This window comes from Thalassospira sp. GO-4 (assembly GCF_023588965.1).
In the GTDB taxonomy this organism is placed as follows: Bacteria; Pseudomonadota; Alphaproteobacteria; order Rhodospirillales; family Thalassospiraceae; genus Thalassospira; species Thalassospira povalilytica.
Genome location: NZ_CP097807.1, coordinates 1,392,942 through 1,414,918 on the forward strand (window position 1 = coordinate 1,392,942; position 21,977 = coordinate 1,414,918).

A 21,977-nucleotide genomic window follows, 5' to 3' on the forward strand; every position below is an offset into this window, starting at 1 on the left:
ATGATTATCAGGCCACAGGGCCCGAAATCATGATGCTTTCTGATCCAGCGCAGCGCGACGACGTTCGCGCAGGGACTGGGCCGTGACGCGGCCGTCACCGGTCGGCTGATAATAGACCGTCATTTCCTTCAATGCGGCGCGGACCTTGGTCAAGGCGGTTTCGCCATCAACATTGAGTTCATAGGAATCAAAGCCGCAACGATGCATATAAAGGATCTGGTCACGCAGGACGTCGCCAATGGCGCGCAATTCGCCCTTGAACCCCATCCGTTCACGCAGGACACGACCATACGAATACCCACGACCATCGGTATAGGCCGGGAAATTGACCGTAATGATCGACAGACGATCAAGATCATCAGCCAAATCTTCGGGCGCATCACCGGGATTAAGCTGCACGCCCAAACCACCATTACGGCCCAAAAGGTTGTCGCGTTCTTCCTTGAACCGTGCCAGCGGCACGATCAGGTTTTCATCGCTGGATGGCAGGTCGCCTTCGGCGTCAACGGTGATCCAATCCTGTTCGATCACGCTGTCATTCTTAACGATCGCCATAAAGCACCTCCTTGAACGGGTCCATGCCGACACGACGATAGGTGTCGATGAAACGTTCACCGCTTTCGCGGATATCAATATATTTGGTCACCAGACTTTCGATGGCATCAACCACCTCGGCCTCGGAGAAACCGGCACCGGCAATCTTGCCAATCGCCGCATCCTGACTGGCATCGCCACCAAGGGTGATCTGATAGAATTCCTTGCCGCGCTTATCGAGGCCAAGAATGCCGATATGACCAACATGGTGATGCCCGCAGGCATTGATGCAGCCGGAAATCTTGATCTTGAGTTCGCCAATATCGTGCTGACGTTCAAGATCGCCAAACCGTTCGGAGATACGCTGTGACAGCGGGATCGAACGGGCGGTTGCCAGTGCGCAATAATCAAGGCCCGGGCAGGAAATGATATCGGTGACATAACCAAGGTTTGCCGTACCAAGACCAGCTGCATCAAGGGCAGTCCACAGGGCAAACAGGTCGGCCTTTTTCACATGCGGCAGAACAAGGTTCTGTTCATGGGTCACACGGACGTCGCCAAAGCTGTATTTTTCCGAAAGATCGGCAACCAGTTCCATCTGGGTATCGGTTGCATCACCCGGAATACCGCCAATCGGCTTCAATGATACGTTGGCAATCGCATAGCCCGGCTGTTTATGGGCGATAACGTTCGAACGTACCCAGTTAAAGAAGCGACGGTTTGCAGCCTTATGGACTTCAAAATCGGCATCATCATCCGACAGGGCTTCGAAAGCAGGCGGGGTGAACTGCGCGATGTAATGCGCAATTTCTTCATCGCCAACACGAAGCGAACCGTCCTTGATCTGCGCCCATTCTTCTTCGACCAGATCGCGGATTTTTTCGATACCTTCCTCGTGAACGAGGATTTTGATACGCGCCTTGTACTTGTTATCACGACGGCCGAAACGGTTATAAACGCGCAGGATCGCCTCGAGATACGAGAACAGGTCGTTCTTGCCGATGAAATCACGGATGGTCTTGCCGACAAACGGCGTACGGCCAAGGCCACCACCAACGATGACTTCAAAGCCGGTCTCGCCTGCATCGTTCTGATGCATGCGAAGGCCGATATCGTGCACCTTGACCGCTGCACGGTCATTGGGTGAACCGGTGACGGCAATTTTGAATTTACGCGGCAGATAGGTGAATTCCGGGTGGAATGTCGACCACTGACGGATCAGTTCGCAATAGGGACGCGGATCTTCGATTTCATCGGCCGCGGCACCGGCATACTGATCGGTTGTGGTGTTACGAATGCAGTTGCCTGACGTCTGGATGGCATGCATCTCGACATTGGCAAGATCAAGCAACGCATCCGGGATTTCATCAAGCTTCGGCCAGTTATACTGAATGTTCTGGCGCGTGGTGAAATGGCCATAGCCCTTGTCATATTTGCGGGCAATGCCGCCAAGCTCGCGGAGCTGATCGGCGCGCAGCGTGCCATACGGGATGGCAACGCGCAGCATATAAGCGTGCAGCTGAAGATAAACACCGTTCATCAAACGCAGCGGGCGGAATTGTTCTTCGGTAATGTCACCAGCCAGACGGCGTTTTACCTGTTCGCGGAACTGTTCAGTGCGTTCCTGGACAAGTTGGCGGTCAAAATCGTCGTAACGATACATGGGGTCTCTCCTTATACCGCCTGATAACCAAGGTCTTCGCGAACGCTTGGACCTTTGGTGCGCAGAACTTCACGGTATTTTGTCGGAACCAGTCCACCGTCCTGCTGTTCGACATCAATCAGATACGGCCCGACGATTACAACGTCGAGTTCGGGGGCACTTGCCTCGGCCAGAAGCGCATCAGCGGCTTCCTTGCCTTCAGCAATACGGGCATCGTCGATGTTTTCGCTCCAACCACCATCTGCGGTCAGGAACACCACCAACCCGTCACCCAGACGGTTTGCCGTGACAACTTGCAGGGACATTCGGTTCTCTCAGCCTTTAAATCTCTCGGGTTTGGTCCTTTGGCGGGACCTTTTCTGCACAAGAATTTGGCTGATTGATCTAAATTGGTCAAGTTTTTTTGTTAAATAGACTTAATTACACAATTTTATGTGTTTTATTATTCCACCCTTGACCGCAAAAGCCAGTCGCTCTAGGTCAGAACACAGAACATATCCCCGCGATCAAACGCCCGAACAGAAGCCCTGCATATGCCCCTTCACATCATTAAACTCAGTGTCGGAACAGAAACCCCCGAAGGTTTGCGTGAATGGCAGACATGGTTTCAATCGGCTTATGGCCGGGTGTTCCATACCACCCGCATGACACCAAAGCGCCGGGATGAGATTCTGAATGGCGGATCAATCTATTGGGTGTTCAAAGGCGCTATCCGTTGCCGTCAGCGCGTTATTGATCTGGAAGAATTCACCAACGAAGAAGGCGTCAAATATTGCCGCATCGTTCTTGATCCCGAACTAATCGATACCCGCCCCTATCCGCATCGCGCATTCCAGGGATGGCGCTATCTGACCGAGGATAAATGCCCACCCGACGACAAACAGGGTGGCGGTTCGGAAGCTCTGCCGGATGATATGGCCGATGAATTGCGTGATCTGGGCCTGATCTAGATTGCGTTAACCGGCTCTATTCCGGTGCTATCGCCCCGTCATCATCAATTTCACGAAGTGTTGCCGCGACCTCGTTTTTAAGCCAGCTGACAAAGGCCTGCACGCGCGGGCGGCGCATATGTTCTTCGGGATAGACCAGATAATAGGCCGCACTCGATGCCACGGTTTGCGGGAATGGCCGGACAAGGTTCCCGGCCTTAAGATCAAGGGCAGCAAGACTTGTGCGCGCCATTCCGATCCCCTGCCCCATCAAGGCTGCCTGTATAACCATATCACCGGAATTGAACCGCAGGCCGCGACTGACATCGACACCACTTACCCCGACACCATCAAGCCAGAATTCCCAATCGGCAGCATGGGGATGATCCATCACCGCCGTCGCATCATGCAACAACTGGTGACCGACCATATCCTTGGGACTTTGCAAGGCCGGGTTATTTGCAAGATAAGCCGGGCTACAAACCGGAAAAGACTCGTCACGCATCAGCATTTCACAATGCAGGTTGGGATATTTGCCATTCCCGAACCGCACGGCCAGATCAATGCCCTCGGTCCGCAAATCAACCATCCGGTCATCGGCGTGAATGCGCACATCAATATCAGGATAAGCTTCGCGGAAATATCCAAGCCTGGGCACCAGCCATTTAACCGCAAAGCTTTGCAGGACACTAACGGTGACAACACCAGCCTCCTCGACCAGCATCAGACGTTCAATTTCATCCGAGATGCGTGAAAACCCGGCGGTCGTCGCATGGGCAAGCTGCGCACCTTCCTCGGTCAGGTAAATCTGGCGCGGCAGACGATGAAACAGCTTGAACCCAAGGTATTCTTCGAGCTGACGCACCTGCTGACTGATCGCCCCCTGGGTAACGAAAAGTTCCTCGGCCGCCTTGGTGAAACTCAGATGTCGGGCGGCGGCATCAAAGGCGCGCAAGGATTGCAGGGGTGGCAGCCGCATCGGGCTTCTCCGGCTATGGATTAGATCAACTAATCCAATTGATCAGAAATAGTCGTTTGTCGATCGTCAATCATAGCCGCAATATGGGTTTCACAGCAAACATTGCATTAGCAATATTAACCCATGGAGAAGATCATGGCTTACACGGCTTGCCCTGCTCCGACATCCCAGGAGCCACAACAAACCGCCCGGCACACGCTTTCGACCATCACCATCACCATCACGCGGCGTTTGCACCACATCCCGGGCCTGATCAACATATTGGCAGATCGTTATGCGCGTTTCGTTGCCATTCGTCGTCAACGCCGGACACTTTTGTCCCTGACGGATGCGCAACTCCTTGATATCGGTCTGACACGTGCCGACGCCGAAGAAGAATACCGGCGCTCTTTCAATCTGCTTTGATCACATCTGATCATTAAGGAACCTGTTTTGGTGCCGCCCCACGGCTTTCATATCCAAAACAGGCTCCCCCTTCGCGTCACCTGCACAACTTGCAATCCGCCTGCCCGACCGCCCCCCTATCGGTCGGGCATTTTCATCATCGGGTCGAATTGATCCAGTTCATTGCAAATGATTGATTAATCTCGCACTGCTTCCAACATACCCTTCATACAGTGTGAAAGTTTGACAATGAATGCGGGCAAAAAATCATCCGGAAAGAAAAAGAACGGCACGTCTGAACTGCTGACAAAGGCCACACGCCGCACAGGCAAAAGCCGGTCGGCAGCCAACAGGTCATCGGCGCTGTCACAACTTGATACCGAAACCAAGGACAGGTTCTTGCTGGATTCCGAAAACATGACCATGGACCGTCTGGATGACCAGCCATCGGATCGTAACGGGATCGCCAATGCCATCGCCGATGATTTACCGCCTGACATCAATCCCGATCCCGCGGCACGGGCAAAAAAGATGCACGGAAAGCAATATCTTGAACTGATCGCGCCGCTTCATATCGAACTTTTGAAATTGCAAAACTGGATCAAGGCCGAAAATCTGAAATCCCTGATCATTTTTGAAGGCCGCGATGCTGCGGGCAAAGGTGGCACCATCAAACGGTTTACCGAACATCTTAATCCGCGTGGCGCACGGATTGTTGCCTTGAGCAAACCCAATGATCGCGAACTGACCCAGTGGTATTTCCAGCGTTACATCGAACATCTGCCAAGCGGCGGTGAAATAGCACTGTTTGACCGGTCCTGGTATAACCGCGCCATGGTCGAAAGGGTCATGGGCTTTTGCAGCATGTTCGAAGTCAGCGAATTTCTGCAATCGGTTCCCGAACTCGAAAGAATGCTGATCCGGTCAAACATCCACATGACCAAGTTTTATTTCTCGGTCAGCAAAAAGGAACAGGCAAGACGCTTTCAACAGCGCAAGAATGATCCGCTCAAACAATGGAAACTCAGCCCAGTCGATCTGGCATCCCAAAACCTTTGGGACTCCTATACCGAGGCCAAACGCGACATGTTTTTCCATACGTCAACCACCGACAGCCCATGGGTCATTGTTAAGTCCGATGACAAGAAACGCGCGCGCATCAACGCCATGCGTTTTTATCTGTCGCAGTTTGATTATCCCGGGAAACGGCCGGAAATTCTGATTTATGACCGCCGCATCATCCACAGCGTCGCCGAAGAACTCGACGAGGACTAACCCCGTAAAATGACGCTGGTCTTCCAGATCGTGAAAACATTGTCGTGGTGACATTTGCCTTCATTGACATTGCCCGCCCCGCAACCTTTACTGGTGCCCATCTGTATCTGGGAGGCAAACAATGGCCAAATGTGCATTTATCGGTCTCGGTGTCATGGGATACCCGATGGCCGGTCACCTGCAAAAAGCAGGTCACGACGTAACTGTTTATAACCGTACGGCTGCCAAGGCCGAAAAATGGGTTTCCGAATATGGCGGATCGTCTGCCCCGACCCCGGCCGAAGCGGCCAAGGGCGCGGAATTCGTATTTTCGTGCGTTGGCAATGACGATGATCTTCGCAGTGTCATGCTTGGCGATGGCGGCATGTTTGCCGGCATGGACAAAGGTGCGGTCCTGATCGACAACACCACCGCATCGGCAGATGTCGCACGCGAACTCTATGCTGCGGCCAAGGCACAAGGCATTTCCTTTATTGATGCGCCGGTATCTGGTGGTCAGGCCGGGGCAGAAAACGGCGTTCTTACCGTCATGTGTGGTGGCGATCAGGATGCATTTGATCGCGCAGCGCCGGTGATTGATGCCTTTGCGCGCTCCTGCCAGCTGATGGGCGAAAGCGGTGCTGGTCAGCTGACCAAAATGGTCAACCAGATTTGCATCGCCGGTCTGGTCCAGGGTCTTTCCGAAGGTGTCAATTTCGGCGTCAAGGCCGGCCTTGATATGGAAAAGGTTCTTGATGTCATTTCCAAGGGTGCGGCTGGCAGCTGGCAGATGGAAAACCGTGGCAGCACGATGGTTCAGAACAAGTTTGATTTTGGCTTTGCCGTTGACTGGATGCGCAAGGACCTTGGCATTTGCCTTGAAGAATCCAAACGCAATGGCGCCCGCCTGCCGGTTACCGCACTTGTCGATCAGTTCTATGCCCAGGTGCAGGAACGCGGCGGCAATCGCTGGGATACTTCAAGCCTGATTGATCTGCTTGCCCGCGGGTAACAGCATCCGACCAAACAAGAAAAAAGCGCGACCTGCATTGGTCGCGCTTTTTTTGTTTTCTATACGGTATCTGGTCCTACAGACCGGCACGCAACAGCGGTTCGACCTGATTGCGATATGCGGCAAGCGGACCATCATTGAAATACCCGACAGCACATTCCAGAACAGAATCCCGATAAGGATTGTCAGCGTCTTCTGTCTGGTCTTCGAGATTGTCCCGGCTGCTTTTGCCAAGGCGGGTTATTGCGATGTCCTGTTCACAGCTTTTGGCATCAAGCTTTGCCAGCGACTGACGCGGATCACGTCGGCGGGCGGGCAAGGCATTGGCCAGATCGATTTCGCGTTCGAATTCTTCGGCATCGGCACGATTGACTTCGATGTCCGGGATAACGCCGTTACCCTGAACAATATGGTTTTCCGGCGTGGTGTAATAGCCGGTGGTGATTTTAAGTCCACCGCCCGACGTCAGCGGCATGATCCGCTGCATCGATCCCTTTCCGAATGAACGTTCCCCGATAATCACGCCGCGCCCGTTTTCACGAAGGGCAGCTGCCATCAGCTCCGCACCGGAAGCCGACCCGCGATCCAGCAGAATGGCCATCGGGACCTTGTCAAAGAAGTCCGCCCGGTCTGCTTCATAGCTGCGCAATTTGCGCTCTCCACGGCCTTCGGTGGCAACGATCAGCCCATCGGTCAGGAATTGATCGGCAATGTCCGCCGCGCTATCAAGCAACCCGCCCGGGTTGCGTCGCAAATCAACAATTATGCCGCGCGGCTTGGCGATCTTGTCTTCCAGTTCAGACAGATATTCCTGTGTCTGGTCCAGGGTGGTCGCATCAAACCGCGATACCCGGATGTAACCGATATCCTGGTCAATGATCGCGGCACTGACCGACGGGACTTCGATCCGTGCACGTTTGACAGTTACATCAAAACTGTCTTCGACGCGCATGATGGTCAGTGTAACCGGATCACCAACCCGCCCGCGCATTCTGCGCACGGCCTCGGAAATCGGTTCGCCTTTCATCTGATACCCGTCGATATGAGTGATGCGGTCATCGGGGCGCAACCCGGCACGCGCGGCCGGCGTGTCATCGATCGGGGAAACAATCCGGATACGCTTGTCATCATCAAGAGCGATCACAATGCCGACACCGGCAAAGCTTCCTTCGGTGCTTTCCTGAAGCCGACGGAACATGTCATCTGTCATATAGGCGCTGTGCGGATCCAGGTTGTGCAAACTGTCATCAAGAACCGCCCCGACAATGCCGGTCGGCGATTTGTCTTCGGTGTCGATTTCATCAAGCATCGCGATGCTGTTTTCGACAAAGGCAGCACGGTCGATTTTCTCGACATAGGTTTCGGAAAGAACCTGAAGTGCTTCGACATACAGTTTGTCGGCATGGGCAAATTGTTCGTCAGTCGCACCAGCAGTCACGCTGTCGCGATAAGCATCAAGGAATCTGCGTTCTTCGTCACTTGGCCAGGCGGGCCCGGCACAGGCGACCAACCTTGTTCCGGCAAACGAAATCAGCACCGCAAACAAAATTGGCAATAATCCTTTACGCAGCAAAAGCCCACTCCTGTCCTGTTAACTTGTCTTCCGGATACAATTCACATGCATGTCTGGCGACTATAGGTATTCCATATTGCCAATATTGCAATGCGAATGCGTCTCGACTGGGGCAAGTCTAGCCTGCCTTTATACGCTTGGCGACCCCTCGAGACCGAATTACCCGAGGATTCAGCTAACATCCCGATCAATCCCGATCAATATAGGGTGACTTCTCATATCGGAAGCATTTTGTCCATTTGCCAGTGGCAAACGCATTTCGCCCTTAAACCAATGTCGAAGTCAGAAAACAGATAGCCGTGCTGAAACAGACTCGATCTTGGTGCAATGCACCGTTATGCTGTTCCAAACAATCAAAGTCGGCAAAAAGTCGACTGTTCCGAGCGGGCGGCTCACATTTCAGGGAGACGTCTTTTTTCATGAGCGATTTTACGCCACCGGTTTCCGATTTCCGGTTTCTCATCCACGATGTCATCGGTCTTGAAACCGTTGCCGGATTACCGGCTTTTTCCGAAACAAGTTCCGATCTTGTTGACGCCATTCTCGAAGAAGCTGCCAAATTTGCGGCATCAGTACTTGCGCCGTTAAATCGCATAGGCGATCAGGAAGGTGCCAAGCTTCTTGCCAATGGCAAAGTTCAAACCGCTTCTGGCTGGACGGATGCCTATACCCAGTTCTGTGAAGGCGGATGGCAAGGCATATCTGCCCCGGAATCAGAAGGCGGCATGGGGCTTCCGATCCTGCTCGGCGCGGCTGTCGCGGAGATGTGGCAGGCATCAAACATGGCATTTGCGCTTTGCCCGATGCTGACGGCCGGTGCGATCGAGGCACTTATTGCGCACGGATCGGATACCCAGCGATCGCTTTACCTGTCACGCATGATCAGCGGCGAATGGACCGGGACGATGAACCTGACCGAACCGCAGGCGGGTTCCGATCTTTCGAAAGTGCGCAGTATCGCCGTTCCCAAGGACGACGGCAGTTATGCCATTAGTGGACAAAAGATTTTTATTACCTATGGCGATCACGAGATGACGGAAAATATCGTTCATCTTGTTCTGGCGCGCACACCCGATGCACCCGCCGGGGTCAAGGGCATCTCGCTTTTCATTGTTCCAAAGTTTCTGGTTAGCGAGACCGGTGAAATCGCCACGCGCAACGATGTTCATTGTGTGTCCCTTGAACACAAGCTTGGCATCCATGCCAGCCCGACGGCGGTTCTGTCATTTGGCGACAATGGTGGTGCAACCGGCTATCTTGTTGGCGAAGAAGGCAAGGGTCTTGCCTATATGTTCACGATGATGAACAACGCGCGTCTGGCAGTTGGACAGCAAGGTGTCGCGATCTCGGAACGTGCCTATCAGCAGGCACTTGATTATGCCCTTACCCGCAAACAGGGGCGCGATCCGAAAACCGGCGAAGATGCACCGATCATTGTTCATGGCGATGTCCAGCGCATGCTGATGCGCATGCGATCCTCGACCGAAGCAGCACGCGCATTGTCACTTTATGCCGCTGCCCAGCTTGATCTGGCCCATCACCTTGACGACCCGACAACCAAAGCTGCCGCGCAGGCGCGGGCAGATCTGCTGATCCCGCTGGTCAAGGCATGGTCGACGGATCTTGGGGTCGATAATGCGTCGCTCGGCGTTCAGGTTCATGGCGGCATGGGTTTTATCGAGGAAACCGGCGCAGCCCAGCATCTTCGTGATGCCCGCATCGCACCGATCTATGAAGGTACGAACGGCATTCAGTCTCTCGATTTCATCGGGCGTAAGGTGTTGCGCGACAACGCGGCTGCACTTGCAGCGCTGATAACCGATATCCGGAAAACCATCTCTGAACCTCGCCATTCCGGCTCCGAAGGCGATCATGACGTTCGGGATGCGGCAACGGCCCTTGAACATGCGATCAAGGCGCTTGAGCTCAGCACCGCAACAATCATTGAACGGTGCAGCACCGATGACCGGATGATGCAGGTTCTGGCGACCCCTTATTTGCGACAGGCGGCTCTTTGCGTATCTGGCTGGCTGATGCTAAGATCCATGACAGCCGCGGCCAAAGCAGATATTTCTTCCGATTTTGGCGCACGCAAGATCGCTACATGCAGGTTCTTCTTTGAACAGTTGCTTCCTGAAGCAGCATTTATGGCAACCCAGATTGAAAATAGCCGCCGGGCAGAATTGCACGAAACCCAGCCACTATTTTGACAAACTCTTTGCCGAGATTGTGCTGCGCCATCGTTGCAATAAGACGACGATGGCGCAGACATTTCTAATACACGCCCTGCCCCACAGCTTTGATGCTTCTGCAAACGCCAACATTCGGAAATTCCGTACGGTTTGTCCCAATTTGGCGATAATTTCCTGTTTCGGTTTTTGATTGCTTCTCTATAATCCGCCCGATGAATCGCTTAACCCGATATATGCTTAAACAGCAGCTGATTATGATGGTGTTTGTGACACTGGGGCTTCTCTGTGTCATTTGGCTGTCGCAAAGCCTGCGTTTTGTCGAAATGATTGTGAACCGGGGTCTGTCGATCTCGGTGTTTTTGCAGCTGACATCTTTGCTGCTGCCGAGCTTTTTGACGATCATCATTCCGATTTCGTTGTTTTTCGTTATTGTCTTTACCTACAACAAACTTATCCAGGATCGCGAACTGATCATTATGCGATCAGCCGGCCTTAACCAATGGGCGCTGGCAAAGCCGGCGCTGATTGTTGCGCTGCTGTCGACGGGTGTTTGTTATTTCCTGACATTGTTTTACCTTCCCTACAGCTATCAGCAGTTCAAGGAACTGCAATTCTCGATCCGCAATGACTTTTCGTCGGTGTTGTTGCAGGAGGGGAGCTTTACCGATCTTGATGGTCTGACCGTTTATGTGCGCGAAGTTGGTCGCGACAACGAGTTGCTTGGTATTCTGGTCCACGATTCCCGCGACCCCGACCAGCAGACAACTATGATGGCAAAGCACGGTGCGCTGTTGCGAACCGATGAAGGGCCGCGCATTGTGCTGCTTGATGGCAATCGGCAGGAAGTCAACGCCGAAGACGGCACGATGTCGATCCTGTATTTTGACCGCTATGCGGTTGATATCGCCCATAGCGCAGAAGACCCGACATTGCGTTATCGCGAGGCGCGTGAACGCGGTGTTTTCAACCTTCTTACCGGCACGCCACCAGACATTGCATCAAACGATATCGGGGCCTTTCGGGCCGAAGGGCATGACAGGTTGATTTCGCCCCTAAACGCGATCGCATTTGCAAGCATTGCGCTTGCTGTTCTGGTATCAAGCAGTTTCTCGCGGCGGGGCCAGACCGGTCGTCTGTTGATTGCGATTGGTGTCATGGTTCTTTGTCAAGCGCTTGGCATTGCGATGAAAAACCTTGCGGCCAAGAATTCCGCCTTGATCCCGCTGATGTATGCCAACGCGTTTCTGCCGATTATTTTGGGCTTGTACTGGACATTCCGCGGGCCTCAGATCCGTGCCAAACGCGCGATCGCTGAAGAGGCAGAAGCATGAGACTGTCACCGACCCTTACATGGTATTTCGGAAAGCATGTACTGTTTTCTATTCTGGCCGTTCTGGCACTCTTGATCGGTCTGATCCTGATTGGTGATACGATCGAACTTCTCAGACGGGCTGGCGGAAAACCCGATGCCACTGTCGGCATTGTTGTTCAGATGGCGACCAGCAGAATTCCCTTTATGACGGAAAAGGTTCTGCCATTTGCGGTTTTGTTCGGATCAATGTTCTCGTTCTGGAAGCTGACAGGGAATCAGGAACTGGTCGTCACGCGCGCAGCCGGGGTTTCTGCCTGGCAATTTTTGCTGCCACCCATTCTTTGCGCGTTGATCCTTGGCTCTATTCAGGTTGCGGCCCTCAATCCGTTATCTTCAATCCTGTTGCAGCGATACGAAATGCTCGAAGCGCGCTATTTGCAGAACAATGTCAGCGTGATGAATTTGTCTTCAAGCGGGCTTTGGTTGCGCCAGGGCACGCAGGATGGTCAGGCGGTCATTTATGCGCGCGCGGTGCGCAGCCAGCAGGATGACCAGATTGACCTACGCAATGTAACAATCTTCCGCTTTCAGAATTCCGATGATTTCACCACCCGGATCGACGCTGCACGTGCCGTTCTTGAACCGGGCACCTGGCATTTTTATGATGCCTGGACCTTTACGCCCGGTCAGGCCAGCCAGTTTACCGAAAGCATGAAGCTTCCGACCAACCTGACGGCGCGCAAAATCCAGGACAGCTTTGCCTCACCTGAAACCATGTCGTTCTGGGATCTCAAGCCATTCATCAATTTGCTGGAACGTGCCGGTTTCAACGCCACACGCCACCGCATTCACTTCCATAGCCTGCTGTCGCGCCCGCTTTTGCTATGTGCGATGGTTCTCATTGCGGCGGCGTTCTGTCTTAAATTTTCTCGACGCAGACGGGCATCCCTTGTTATCGGTGGTGGGGTGACAACCGGCTTCATCTTGTATTTCTGTACCGACGTCATTTCAGCTTTGGGCGTTTCTGGCGGAATTCCACCAATTTTGTCAGCCTGGGCACCCGCCGGTATTTCTTTGTTACTCGGGGTTTCAACATTGCTACATCTTGAGGATGGCTAGTCAGATGGCCATTGCGGGGGGAATGATAAAAAGACTGGCAACCAGTACAATACTGGGATGTGGCATTGTGCTTTTTGGGGGCCAGTTCGGTATTCCGTCGGCACAAGCCCAGGATATCAATGCACAACAATCTGATCTGGAAGCACCTGCCATCCTGTTTAGCGCCGATGAAGTTGATTATAACCGAGAGCTGCAAACTGTTACTGCGCGCGGTAATGTCGAAATTTCACGCGAGGGACGCATCCTTCTTGCCGATACGGTCAGTTATGATCGCAGTCAGGACGTTCTGACGGCTTCTGGCAATGTCAGCATTACAGAGCCGACGGGTGAAGTAACCTTTGCCAGCTATGTGGAGCTCAGTGGCGATTTCAAGAACGGCATTGTCAAAGATATCTATGTTCTTCTTGATGAAAATACCCGCCTGGCAGGTACCGGTGCGCGACGCAGTGCCGGTAATTTTACGGAAATCGCCAAAGCGGTCTATTCCCCGTGCAAGGTTTGCGACGATGATGACGGCACGGCAGGAACGCCATTGTGGCGTATCCGTGCGGCCCGTGTGCTTCACGATGCCGAAAACAAGACCGTTGAATACGAAGATGCCCGACTTGAATTCGCTGGCGTTCCAGTGTTTTACACCCCCTACATGCAACATCCGGACCCTACTGTAAAACGGCAATCGGGACTTCTGGCGCCATCCTTTGGCAGCACAAGCTATGTCGGATCCTATTTCAGTCAGCCCTATTACTGGGCGATTGACAAAAGCAAGGATATGACCTTCACACCGACCTATACACTGGATGAAGGTGCACTGCTGGCAACCGAGTATCGCCAACGCTTTGATGCAGGCGAACTCGAAGCAATCGGAAGCGTTACCCAGGACAGCAATGATGATTGGCAAGGTCACATTGACGCCGAAGGGCGTTTTGACATCGACCCGACCTGGCGCTGGGGCTTTGACGCAGAGCAGGCCAGTGAGAAGACATACCTGTCACGCTATGGGTTTTACTCGCCTTCGGTGCTTACCTCAAACCTGTTTACGGAGGGTTTCCGGGGCGCAAGCTACACCCGTGTTGACGGGTATTATTTCCAGGGCCTTAAATCTGGAGATGACAGGGACACAACACCGATCGTCCTGCCGCATATGCAATTCCACGGGCAAACAGCCCCTGCCAAATATGGAAGCATCACGACGCTTGATGTTGATGGTCTTTCCTTGACGCGTGAAGACGGGGCTGACTCGCACCGCGCTTCAGCAAAGGTCGGTTGGGAACTTCCACATGTTGGCACTTTGGGTGATGTAACGAAGCTCAGCCTGTCTGTGCGCGGCGACAGCTATATGGTCTCTGACGTGGAACGTGACAACAAAGACGACTATAGCGGATACACAGGACGGATGCTTCCTTTGGCCGCGATTGACTGGCGCATGCCGTTTGTCAGCGATCAAGGTGCATATCATCAGGTCATCACGCCAGTTGCGATGGCGGCCTGGTCGCCAAACGGCGGCAACCCGGAAGAGATTCCCAACGAGGACTCCCAGTCCTTCGAACTTGACGACATCAATCTGTTTGCCCATGACCGGTTTGGTGGGATAGACCGTGCCGAAGATGGCTTTCGCGCCAGTTATGGTCTCGAATGGGGGCTCTATGGGCCAACCGGTGGCTACACAAGTGCAATGTTCGGACAAAGTTACCGTGCAGCCGAAAATGATACATTCGCAGAAGGATCGGGACTTGACGAACAGCTCTCGGACTATGTTGGCCGCCTGACTGTCGCGCCGAACCGATATCTTGACCTGACCTATCGCTACCGCTTGGATAAGGACGACTTCTCCGCCCGTCGCAATCAGGTTGCATTAACTGCTGGTTCAGTTGAGACGCTCCGCGTGAATACGACATATGTTCACTTCACAGATGATGCAGGTAGCGAAGAGTTCAACGAACGCGAAGAGTTATATTTTAGGGCCGATCGACAGTTTTCGGACTACTGGTCGGGTATGGCATATGGTCGCTACGACATAGACCAGTCGGACCCCTTGGAATATGGTGTCGGCTTTGTGTATGAAGATGAATGCTTCATCTTTGATGGACGGATACGTCGCACCTTCTATCAGGATCAGGATCTTGGTGAATCTGACGAATTCCTGTTCCGCCTGGTCTTCAAAACGCTGGGTGAAGTTGCCTCCGCAACCGGATTGTAAGAAAACATGATTTCGAAAGTTTGGATTTTCAAAATATCAAATATCTGTGCTGTCGTTGGCGCGATTGCCCTGTTGGCAATGGCGGCCCCGGCAAAGGCGCAATCGCCGGTCGGCGTCGCTGCGGTCGTGAATGATGATCCGATTTCAATCATTGATCTGGTTGAACGTATCAAGCTTGTTGCGGTTTCATCCAACATCCGGATGACCCCGGAAAAAAGCAACGAGATCGCGCCGCAAATTCTGCAGCAGTTGATCAACGAAACCTTGCAGTTGCAGGAGGCAGAGCGCCGCGGCATCGAAGTAACCGAGGCCGATATCACCCGTGGCAAAACACTGATCGAGCAAAATGCAGGCCTGCCCGACGGGACGCTTGATGCATTTCTCGAGCAGCGCGGCATCGCGCCGGGCACAATTGAAAACCAGATCCGTCCGCAGGTTGCCTGGCAACGGCTGTTGGGTTCCATGCGCAGTCAGGTTGAGATTTCCGAAGCAGAAATTGACGAAAACCTTCAGCGCATTATCAACAACCAGGGAAAGCCGCGAAATCGCGTTCAGGAAATCTTTCTTCCGGTAGACAATCCGCAAGACAGTACACGCGTGTATCAAACCGCACAGGAAGTTCTTGGCGCGTTGCAACAAGGAGCCGACTTCAGTGCCCTGGCGCGTCAGTTTTCTGCAAGTGCAAGTGCGGCAAATGGTGGTGATCTTGGCTGGCTATATGCCGGCGAACTCGCAGGTGATCTGCAGCAGGCTGTAAACCAGCTTGAACCGGGCAATGTCAGTGCCCCGATCCAGACCATTCGCGGATATTATATCATCAAGCTTCTCGACCGTCGTGTCGGTGATGCAGGGGCAATTACCGATGTGAGGCTTGACCTTTATCAGCTGTTTGTTCCCCTGTCTCAATCCATGCCAAAAGAGCAGATTGACGCCAAAGTTGCAGTTCTGCGCAACACGCAGGAAACCGCAAACAGTTGTCAGGCATTGGCAAATGTCGCGGTAGACCTTGGCTCCGAGATGAGCGGCGAAATGAAGGGCATTTCCCCCAACGAACTGTCCGGACCGGTGGCCCAGGCGATCACCAATCTTCAACCTGGTCAGCCATCCAATATTGTTCAGGTCGATGGCGGTGCCCTGCTGGTGATGATTTGCAATAAAACCGAAGAAAGCAATCTGCCCGATCGCAAGGACATCGAAAACCGTCTCATGATGGAACGTCTTGATATCCTGGCACGTCGCAAGCTGCGTGAATTGCGTCGACAGGCCTTTATCGACATCCGTATGTGATCGTGCAAAGGCAGGAACAGAATGAGCAAAATCGCACCGATTGCACTTACCATCGGTGAGCCTGGCGGCATCGGGCCAGAGCTTTGCCTCAAGGCATGGCTGCGCCGCAAAGATGAAAGCCTGTCACCATTCTGTGTCCTGTCACCGATCACAATCCTTGATCATGCGGTAAAGCAGCTGGGCGAAAATGTTCCGATCAAAGTTGTTTCGGACATCTCAGAAGCAATCACCGTTTTTGACAATGCCCTGCCCGTTCTGGCACTTGATGAATGCGATGCCATGCCGATATCGGGTACTGCATCGGCAAACACCGCAACTGTGGTGATCGAGAGCATCACCCGCGCGGTAAAGCTGTGTGAAGATGGTTCGGCCTGTGGCGTTGTAACCAACCCCATTCAGAAAAGTGCGCTCTATGAAGCCGGGTTCAAACATCCCGGTCATACGGAATTCCTTGCCGAACTGGCAGGACCGGGAACCGTTCCGGTCATGATGCTGGCCAATTCAAAGCTTCGCGTTGTTCCACTGACCATCCATATCGCGCTGAGCGACGTCCCCAAACAGCTGACGTCGGACGGCATCATTGAACAATGCGAGATTACAGCAACGGCCTTGCAACGCGATTTCGGCATTGAAATGCCGCGTCTGGCAATTGCCGGGCTTAACCCGCATGCCGGTGAAAACGGATCGATGGGCAGCGAAGAACAAACAATTATCGAGCCCGCCATCAACGCATTGCGCAAGCAGGGATTGGACGTTATTGGCCCCCTGCCCGCAGATACCATGTTCCATGATGAAGCCCGCGAGAATTATGACGTTGCATTGTGCCCCTACCATGACCAGGCCCTGATCCCGGTCAAGACACTTGATTTTCATGGTGGTGTAAATGTCACGCTGGGATTGCCATTTATCAGAACATCGCCAGACCACGGCACGGCGTTGGACATCGCCGGGAAAGGCATCGCCCGCCCCGATAGCCTGATAGCAGCCCTTAAAATGGCTGCGGACATGGCACATAAACGCCTGACAGGAGCCTGACCCACGTGTCAGAAGATAACGATACTACTGGAAAACTGGCCAATGACGGCCTGCCGCCGCTTCGTGAAGTCATTGCAACGCATGGCTTGTCGGCACAAAAGAAATTCGGGCAGAACTTCCTGTTTGACTTGAACCTGACCGGGCGTATTGCCCGTGCAGCGGCCCCGCTTGAGGACGCAACCGTCATTGAAATCGGTCCGGGTCCAGGCGGCCTGACACGTGCGTTGCTGTTCCATGGCGCAAAAAATCTGACCGTAATTGAACGCGATCCGCGTTGCCAACCGGTTCTGGAGCAAATCAGCAACCACTATCCCGGCGCCCTGCACGTCATTGATGGTGATGCACTGGACGTAGACGTCACCAAGCTTGGCCCGGCCCCGCGCAAGATTGTCGCCAACCTGCCATACAATGTTGGCACACAGCTTTTGCTGGGCTGGCTGATGCAGATCGACCAATTCGCCAGCCTGACCCTGATGTTCCAGAAGGAAGTCGCCGAACGCGTTGTCGCGGGCCCCAAAAGCAAGGCCTATGGCCGGTTATCGGTCCTGTGCCAATATCTGTGTGACTGTGACATCCTGTTTGATGTTCATCGCAGTGCATTCACACCACCGCCCAAGGTCACATCCGCGGTCGTGCAACTGCGCCCCAAAGCCGACCGGGGGGCTGAAATCAACCTTGCAAGTCTTGCCAAAATCACCCAGGCCGCATTTGGCCAGCGCCGTAAAATGCTGCGCGCCAGCCTGAAAACCCTGAACATCAATGTTGGTGAATTGCTCGACAAGGCCGGAATCACCGAGACGGCTCGGGCCGAAGAACTCAGCGTCGCGGACTTTGTCCGCCTGACACAGGTCCATGATGAAATGGCCGCTTCGTAAAGCGGCCATTTTTCATTTGCGATATCAGTTGATCAGTCGGTCAGAAGCTTTTTGACGAAGCTTGGCAAGCCGGTTTGACGGCCGCGTTTGATCCGCTCGGCACCGATAATATGCTGCACATCGGCAAGACAACGTTCCAGATCATCATTGATCAGGACATAGTCGAATTCTTCCCAATGACTGATTTCTGCGCCGGCCTTGGCCATGCGCTTCATGATGACGTCGTCGGCATCCTGTCCGCGATCACGCAAACGGCGTTCAAGCTCGGCCGAAGACGGCGGAAGGATAAAGACCGAAACCACGTCCGCACCGCCCTTGTCACGCAGCTGGCGCGCACCTTGCCAGTCGATATCAAACAGCACGTCATGCCCGTCAGAAAGAGCCTTTTCGACCGGGGCCTTCGGGGTACCGTAATAATTGCCGAACACTTCCGCCCATTCCAGCAATTCATCATCAGCAATCATATGCTTGAAGGCATCAACCGACTTGAAGAAATAATGCTTTCCTTCCTCTTCGCCCAGACGGGCGTCGCGCGTGGTTGCAGATACCGAAAGCGAGATCCGGTCATCTTTTTCAAGCAGCTGACGGGTAATGGTTGTCTTGCCGGCACCGGACGGAGCACAGAAAACCAGCATCACACCACGACGGTTATGTGGATCGGTCATTTTGAATTCCTTCCCTGCCCGCTTATTCGACGTTCTGGACCTGCTCACGGAGCTGATCAATGATCACTTTCAGCTCCATGCCGCAATTGGTCAGTTCGATATCATTGGCTTTTGAGCAAAGCGTATTGGCTTCGCGGTTGAATTCCTGACACAGGAAGTCAAGCTTGCGGCCGATAGAACCGCCTTTGGTCATCATGTCACGTGCTGCCGAAATATGTGCTTTCAGACGATCGATCTCTTCGCGGATATCGGCCTTGGTCGCAAGCAGGGCTGCTTCCTGATGCAGGCGTTCGGGTTCGAACTTTCCGGCATCGAGCAATTCTTCAACCTGTCGCTTGAGACGTTCACGAATGGCGTCCCCCCGTGCAGCCGCACAGCTTTCCGCCCGCGTCACCGTGGCTTCGATATTGTCAACATGTCCGCGCAGCATGGCATCAAGCTTTTCGCCTTCTTCCGCACGATGGGCTGCCATCTGATCAATTGCATCGGCAAGGCTTGAAAGCACGGCATCGTCGCGCGCGTCACGGGTTGCCTCGTCTTCCTGTGGTTCGATTGCCTCAAGAACGCCACGCACATTCATCAGATCAGCGATGGTTCCGGCCGACAGGCTGCTGGTATTGTCGAATTCTTCGGCGATGGCAATCAATTCGGCAAGAAGTTCACGGTTTACAGCATAGGATCCGCTGTCCGATGCCCGAACGACATTAAGGGTGACACCAATATTGCCGCGCTTGAAACGTTTGGACACCGCATCGCGCACCTTGGCTTCAAGCCGTTCAAACCCGCCATTCAAACGGACACGGACATCAAGGCCCTTGCCATTGACGCTGCGCAATTCCCAGGTCCAGCCGAAACCTTCCGCTGCACCGTCGGTGCGGGCAAAGCCGGTCATGCTTGATACGGTCATATTCCCATCCAGTATGATTTCATGTTTGCGCGTTTATAACGTTTGCCCTTTACCGCGCCAAGGGCCAAGGTTTCAAGGCACGTTGATAACTGCAATATGGGATCAAAATGCCCGTATTTCATAATGCTGCCCTATTGCTGCATCATGGTCCGCAAAATTCGACAAACTGTATTTCAGAACCGCATACGAGCAACCATGTCCTTTCAGTATCACGCCATTCTGATTACCGGTGCCAGTTCCGGCATCGGTGCCGCACTTGCCAGACAATTTGCCCGCACCGGCGTAACCCTGTTTATCAGCGGTCGGGATGAAACGCGCTTGCGGCTTGTTGAAAACGAATGTCGCGCAGCCGGGGCCAATGTTTATGCCGATGTTCTTGATGTCACCAATCGCGAAACCATGACTGCCTATGTCACGCATTGTGATGAACTGGCCCCGCTCAGCCTTGTCATCGCCAATGCCGGGATTTCAGCAGGGACCGGCGGTCTTGGCGAAAGCCCCGAACAGGTCAGAGACATCTTTGCCACCAATGTTGCCGGGGTTCTCAATACCATTGATCCGGCGATTGACGTCATGCGCGTTCGCGGACGCGGACAGATCGCACTGGTCGCGTCCCAGGCGTCCTGGCGCGGGTTGCCATCAGCCCCGGCCTATTGCGCCAGCAAAGCCGCAATCCGTGTCTATGGCGAAGGATTGCGCGGGGCACTTGCGCCAACCGGCATCAAGGTAAATGTCATTTGTCCGGGCTTTGTCAAAAGCCGCATCACCGATGCCAATGACTTTCCCATGCCGTTCTTCATGCAGGCCGACAAAGCCGCACGAAAGATCGCGCGCGGGCTAGAACGAAACCGCGGGATGATTGCCTTCCCCTGGCAGATGAACATCATTATCGGCCTTCTGAAAATGACGCCGCAATGGCTCATGGATCTGGTGGCCAACCGTGTGCCGCGCAAGGCATCCGCACCAGATCAGAACGCAACCGGCGAATAACATCTGCTCCACCGAAACACAAAAGGCTGCCAATGATCTGGCAGCCTCTTCACTTATCCGTTACGTTTGACTTCTAGCGCAGGCACCCAGCCCTATTGGGCATCGCGGATACGCCGCCATTTCGCGACATTGCGATTATGTTCCTTAAGGGTATGGGCAAACGCATGCCCCCCGGTGCCATCGGCAACAAAGTAAAGTTCTTTTGTCTCTGCCGGATGCAGAACCGCATAAAACGCTTCGCGTCCGGGATTGGTGATCGGTGATGGCGGCAGTCCCCCGGTAACATAGGTGTTATAGGGGCTTTCAAACCGAAGATCCTGACGCGTCAGGGCACGCTCCAGACGTTTGTCGGGGCTGATGGCATAGGCAACCGTCGGATCGGACTGCAACCGCATATTGATGCGCAACCGATTGACAAATACCCCCGCAACCCGGGCGCGTTCGGCGGCTACCCCGGTTTCCCGTTCAACAATGGATGCAAGAACCAGTGCCTCTTCGACCGTATCAAACGGCAAGTCGGGGTCACGCCCCGGCCAAAGCTGTTCGACCATTTCGTCATGAGCTGCGCGCATGCGATCAAGGATGCTTTGTTTGGAATCCCCGTACGAGAACTGATAGGTCTCGGGCAGAAGGGTACCGTCGCTGGGTATGTCGGTGATTTCGCCGGTCAGGCCATCCACCAGATTGATACGTTCAACAATCTCGCCGGACCGAAGGCCTTCGGGAATGGTTACAAACCGTTTGACGGTTTCACCCGAAGCAAGGATTTCGGCCGCCTGACGCGGACTGACCCGTTCGGGGAAATGATATTCGCCAGCACGTAATGACCGGTCCAGCCCGCTGACGCGTACCCCCGCCAGAAAGATCAGCGGTTCATCAACAATATGTTCGCGACGGAAAATTTCGGCGATACCGCGCACACCGGTCCCCTGCGGGATAATGATGTCGCGGCCTTGTGCCAGTTTGCTTGGCGATGTGTATTGCACATAAACATACACCGCCGCCCCACCAATGGTGAGCGCGGCGGTGATGATAAGCAAGCCAAGTAAAAGCAGAAAACGCTTCAAGGG

At 53.8% G+C, this 21,977-nt stretch carries 20 protein-coding genes; 12 read left to right on the plus strand and 8 right to left on the minus strand.

What is annotated here, in order from left to right; translation table 11 throughout:
* Window positions 1-27 precede the first annotated feature (27 nt).
* The 3 genes from M9H61_RS06625 to M9H61_RS06635 are packed head-to-tail and all read right to left on the minus strand — an operon-like array spanning window position 28 to window position 2,502.
* Window positions 28-555 (minus strand): DUF934 domain-containing protein, encoded by a 528-nt coding sequence (locus M9H61_RS06625; protein ID WP_250284062.1) that lies wholly within the window; start codon window positions 553-555, stop codon window positions 28-30.
* Window positions 542-2,197 carry a nitrite/sulfite reductase gene (locus tag M9H61_RS06630; protein ID WP_114103506.1) on the minus strand — a complete coding sequence of 552 codons (1,656 nt, stop codon included), beginning with the start codon at window positions 2,195-2,197 and terminating at the stop codon, window positions 542-544. Before M9H61_RS06630 ends, M9H61_RS06625 begins: the two co-directional genes overlap by 14 nt.
* A gap of 11 nt (window positions 2,198-2,208) precedes the next feature.
* A complete protein-coding gene (locus M9H61_RS06635) occupies window positions 2,209-2,502 on the minus strand; it encodes a DUF2849 domain-containing protein (RefSeq protein WP_114103507.1) in 294 nt (97 codons plus the stop codon).
* A 228-nt stretch (window positions 2,503-2,730) separates the two neighbouring features.
* On the opposite strand from M9H61_RS06635, the gene M9H61_RS06640 reads away from it, so the two are divergent.
* Window positions 2,731-3,147: a DUF1489 family protein gene (locus M9H61_RS06640; RefSeq protein WP_250284064.1), complete on the plus strand. Its 417-nt coding sequence runs from the start codon at window positions 2,731-2,733 to the stop codon at window positions 3,145-3,147.
* 16 nt (window positions 3,148-3,163) lie between these two features.
* Here the strand turns inward: M9H61_RS06640 and M9H61_RS06645 are convergent, their stop codons facing one another.
* Window positions 3,164-4,105 carry a transcriptional regulator GcvA gene (locus M9H61_RS06645; protein WP_250284066.1) on the minus strand — a complete coding sequence of 314 codons (942 nt, stop codon included), beginning with the start codon at window positions 4,103-4,105 and terminating at the stop codon, window positions 3,164-3,166.
* A 135-nt stretch (window positions 4,106-4,240) separates the two neighbouring features.
* On the opposite strand from M9H61_RS06645, the gene M9H61_RS06650 reads away from it, so the two are divergent.
* The 3 genes from M9H61_RS06650 (at window position 4,241) to M9H61_RS06660 (ending at window position 6,755) form a co-directional block, all read left to right on the plus strand.
* The gene (locus tag M9H61_RS06650) at window positions 4,241-4,510 is read left to right on the plus strand and encodes a DUF1127 domain-containing protein (protein ID WP_250284068.1); all 270 of its coding nucleotides are present in this window, start codon (window positions 4,241-4,243) and stop codon (window positions 4,508-4,510) included.
* 228 nt (window positions 4,511-4,738) lie between these two features.
* Complete coding sequence (ppk2, locus tag M9H61_RS06655; protein WP_250284072.1) at window positions 4,739-5,764, plus strand: polyphosphate kinase 2; 1,026 nt, start codon at window positions 4,739-4,741, stop codon at window positions 5,762-5,764.
* 121 nt (window positions 5,765-5,885) lie between these two features.
* The gene (locus tag M9H61_RS06660) at window positions 5,886-6,755 is read left to right on the plus strand and encodes an NAD(P)-dependent oxidoreductase (RefSeq protein ID WP_114113591.1); all 870 of its coding nucleotides are present in this window, start codon (window positions 5,886-5,888) and stop codon (window positions 6,753-6,755) included.
* A gap of 76 nt (window positions 6,756-6,831) precedes the next feature.
* Here the strand turns inward: M9H61_RS06660 and M9H61_RS06665 are convergent, their stop codons facing one another.
* A complete protein-coding gene (locus M9H61_RS06665; protein ID WP_233433141.1) occupies window positions 6,832-8,328 on the minus strand; it encodes a S41 family peptidase in 1,497 nt (498 codons plus the stop codon).
* 419 nt (window positions 8,329-8,747) lie between these two features.
* Here M9H61_RS06665 and M9H61_RS06670 point away from each other — a divergent pair, with 419 nt between their 5' ends.
* The 7 genes from M9H61_RS06670 to rsmA all read left to right on the plus strand — a co-directional run bounded on the left by M9H61_RS06670 (window position 8,748) and on the right by rsmA (window position 18,345).
* Window positions 8,748-10,538, plus strand: a complete 1,791-nt coding sequence (locus M9H61_RS06670) for an acyl-CoA dehydrogenase (protein WP_250284073.1) — start codon at window positions 8,748-8,750, stop codon at window positions 10,536-10,538.
* A 194-nt stretch (window positions 10,539-10,732) separates the two neighbouring features.
* Entirely contained in the window at window positions 10,733-11,851 is a 1,119-nt protein-coding gene (lptF, locus tag M9H61_RS06675) for an LPS export ABC transporter permease LptF (protein WP_228196595.1), read from the plus strand.
* Window positions 11,848-12,951 (plus strand): LPS export ABC transporter permease LptG, encoded by a 1,104-nt coding sequence (gene lptG / locus M9H61_RS06680; RefSeq protein ID WP_101247701.1) that lies wholly within the window; start codon window positions 11,848-11,850, stop codon window positions 12,949-12,951. Before lptF ends, lptG begins: the two co-directional genes overlap by 4 nt.
* Window positions 12,952-13,018: 67 nt before the next feature.
* Entirely contained in the window at window positions 13,019-15,148 is a 2,130-nt protein-coding gene (locus M9H61_RS06685; protein WP_250284075.1) for an LPS-assembly protein LptD, read from the plus strand.
* A 6-nt stretch (window positions 15,149-15,154) separates the two neighbouring features.
* The gene (locus M9H61_RS06690) at window positions 15,155-16,435 is read left to right on the plus strand and encodes a peptidylprolyl isomerase (RefSeq protein ID WP_250284077.1); all 1,281 of its coding nucleotides are present in this window, start codon (window positions 15,155-15,157) and stop codon (window positions 16,433-16,435) included.
* A 21-nt stretch (window positions 16,436-16,456) separates the two neighbouring features.
* Window positions 16,457-17,470: a 4-hydroxythreonine-4-phosphate dehydrogenase PdxA gene (gene pdxA, locus M9H61_RS06695; protein ID WP_250284079.1), complete on the plus strand. Its 1,014-nt coding sequence runs from the start codon at window positions 16,457-16,459 to the stop codon at window positions 17,468-17,470.
* A gap of 5 nt (window positions 17,471-17,475) precedes the next feature.
* Window positions 17,476-18,345, plus strand: a complete 870-nt coding sequence (rsmA, locus tag M9H61_RS06700) for a 16S rRNA (adenine(1518)-N(6)/adenine(1519)-N(6))-dimethyltransferase RsmA (RefSeq protein WP_250284081.1) — start codon at window positions 17,476-17,478, stop codon at window positions 18,343-18,345.
* A 32-nt stretch (window positions 18,346-18,377) separates the two neighbouring features.
* Here rsmA and gmk read toward each other — a convergent pair whose 3' ends face one another.
* A complete protein-coding gene (gmk, locus tag M9H61_RS06705; protein WP_250284083.1) occupies window positions 18,378-19,010 on the minus strand; it encodes a guanylate kinase in 633 nt (210 codons plus the stop codon).
* A gap of 22 nt (window positions 19,011-19,032) precedes the next feature.
* Complete coding sequence (locus M9H61_RS06710) at window positions 19,033-19,917, minus strand: YicC/YloC family endoribonuclease (RefSeq protein WP_250284085.1); 885 nt, start codon at window positions 19,915-19,917, stop codon at window positions 19,033-19,035.
* Window positions 19,918-20,112: 195 nt separating this feature from the next.
* On the opposite strand from M9H61_RS06710, the gene M9H61_RS06715 reads away from it, so the two are divergent.
* Window positions 20,113-20,907 (plus strand): SDR family NAD(P)-dependent oxidoreductase, encoded by a 795-nt coding sequence (locus tag M9H61_RS06715; RefSeq protein ID WP_101247707.1) that lies wholly within the window; start codon window positions 20,113-20,115, stop codon window positions 20,905-20,907.
* A 92-nt stretch (window positions 20,908-20,999) separates the two neighbouring features.
* On the opposite strand, the gene mltG is transcribed toward M9H61_RS06715, so the two are convergent.
* Window positions 21,000-21,974 (minus strand): endolytic transglycosylase MltG, encoded by a 975-nt coding sequence (gene mltG, locus M9H61_RS06720; protein ID WP_206928427.1) that lies wholly within the window; start codon window positions 21,972-21,974, stop codon window positions 21,000-21,002.
* Between the last annotated feature and the right edge of the window lie 3 nt (window positions 21,975-21,977).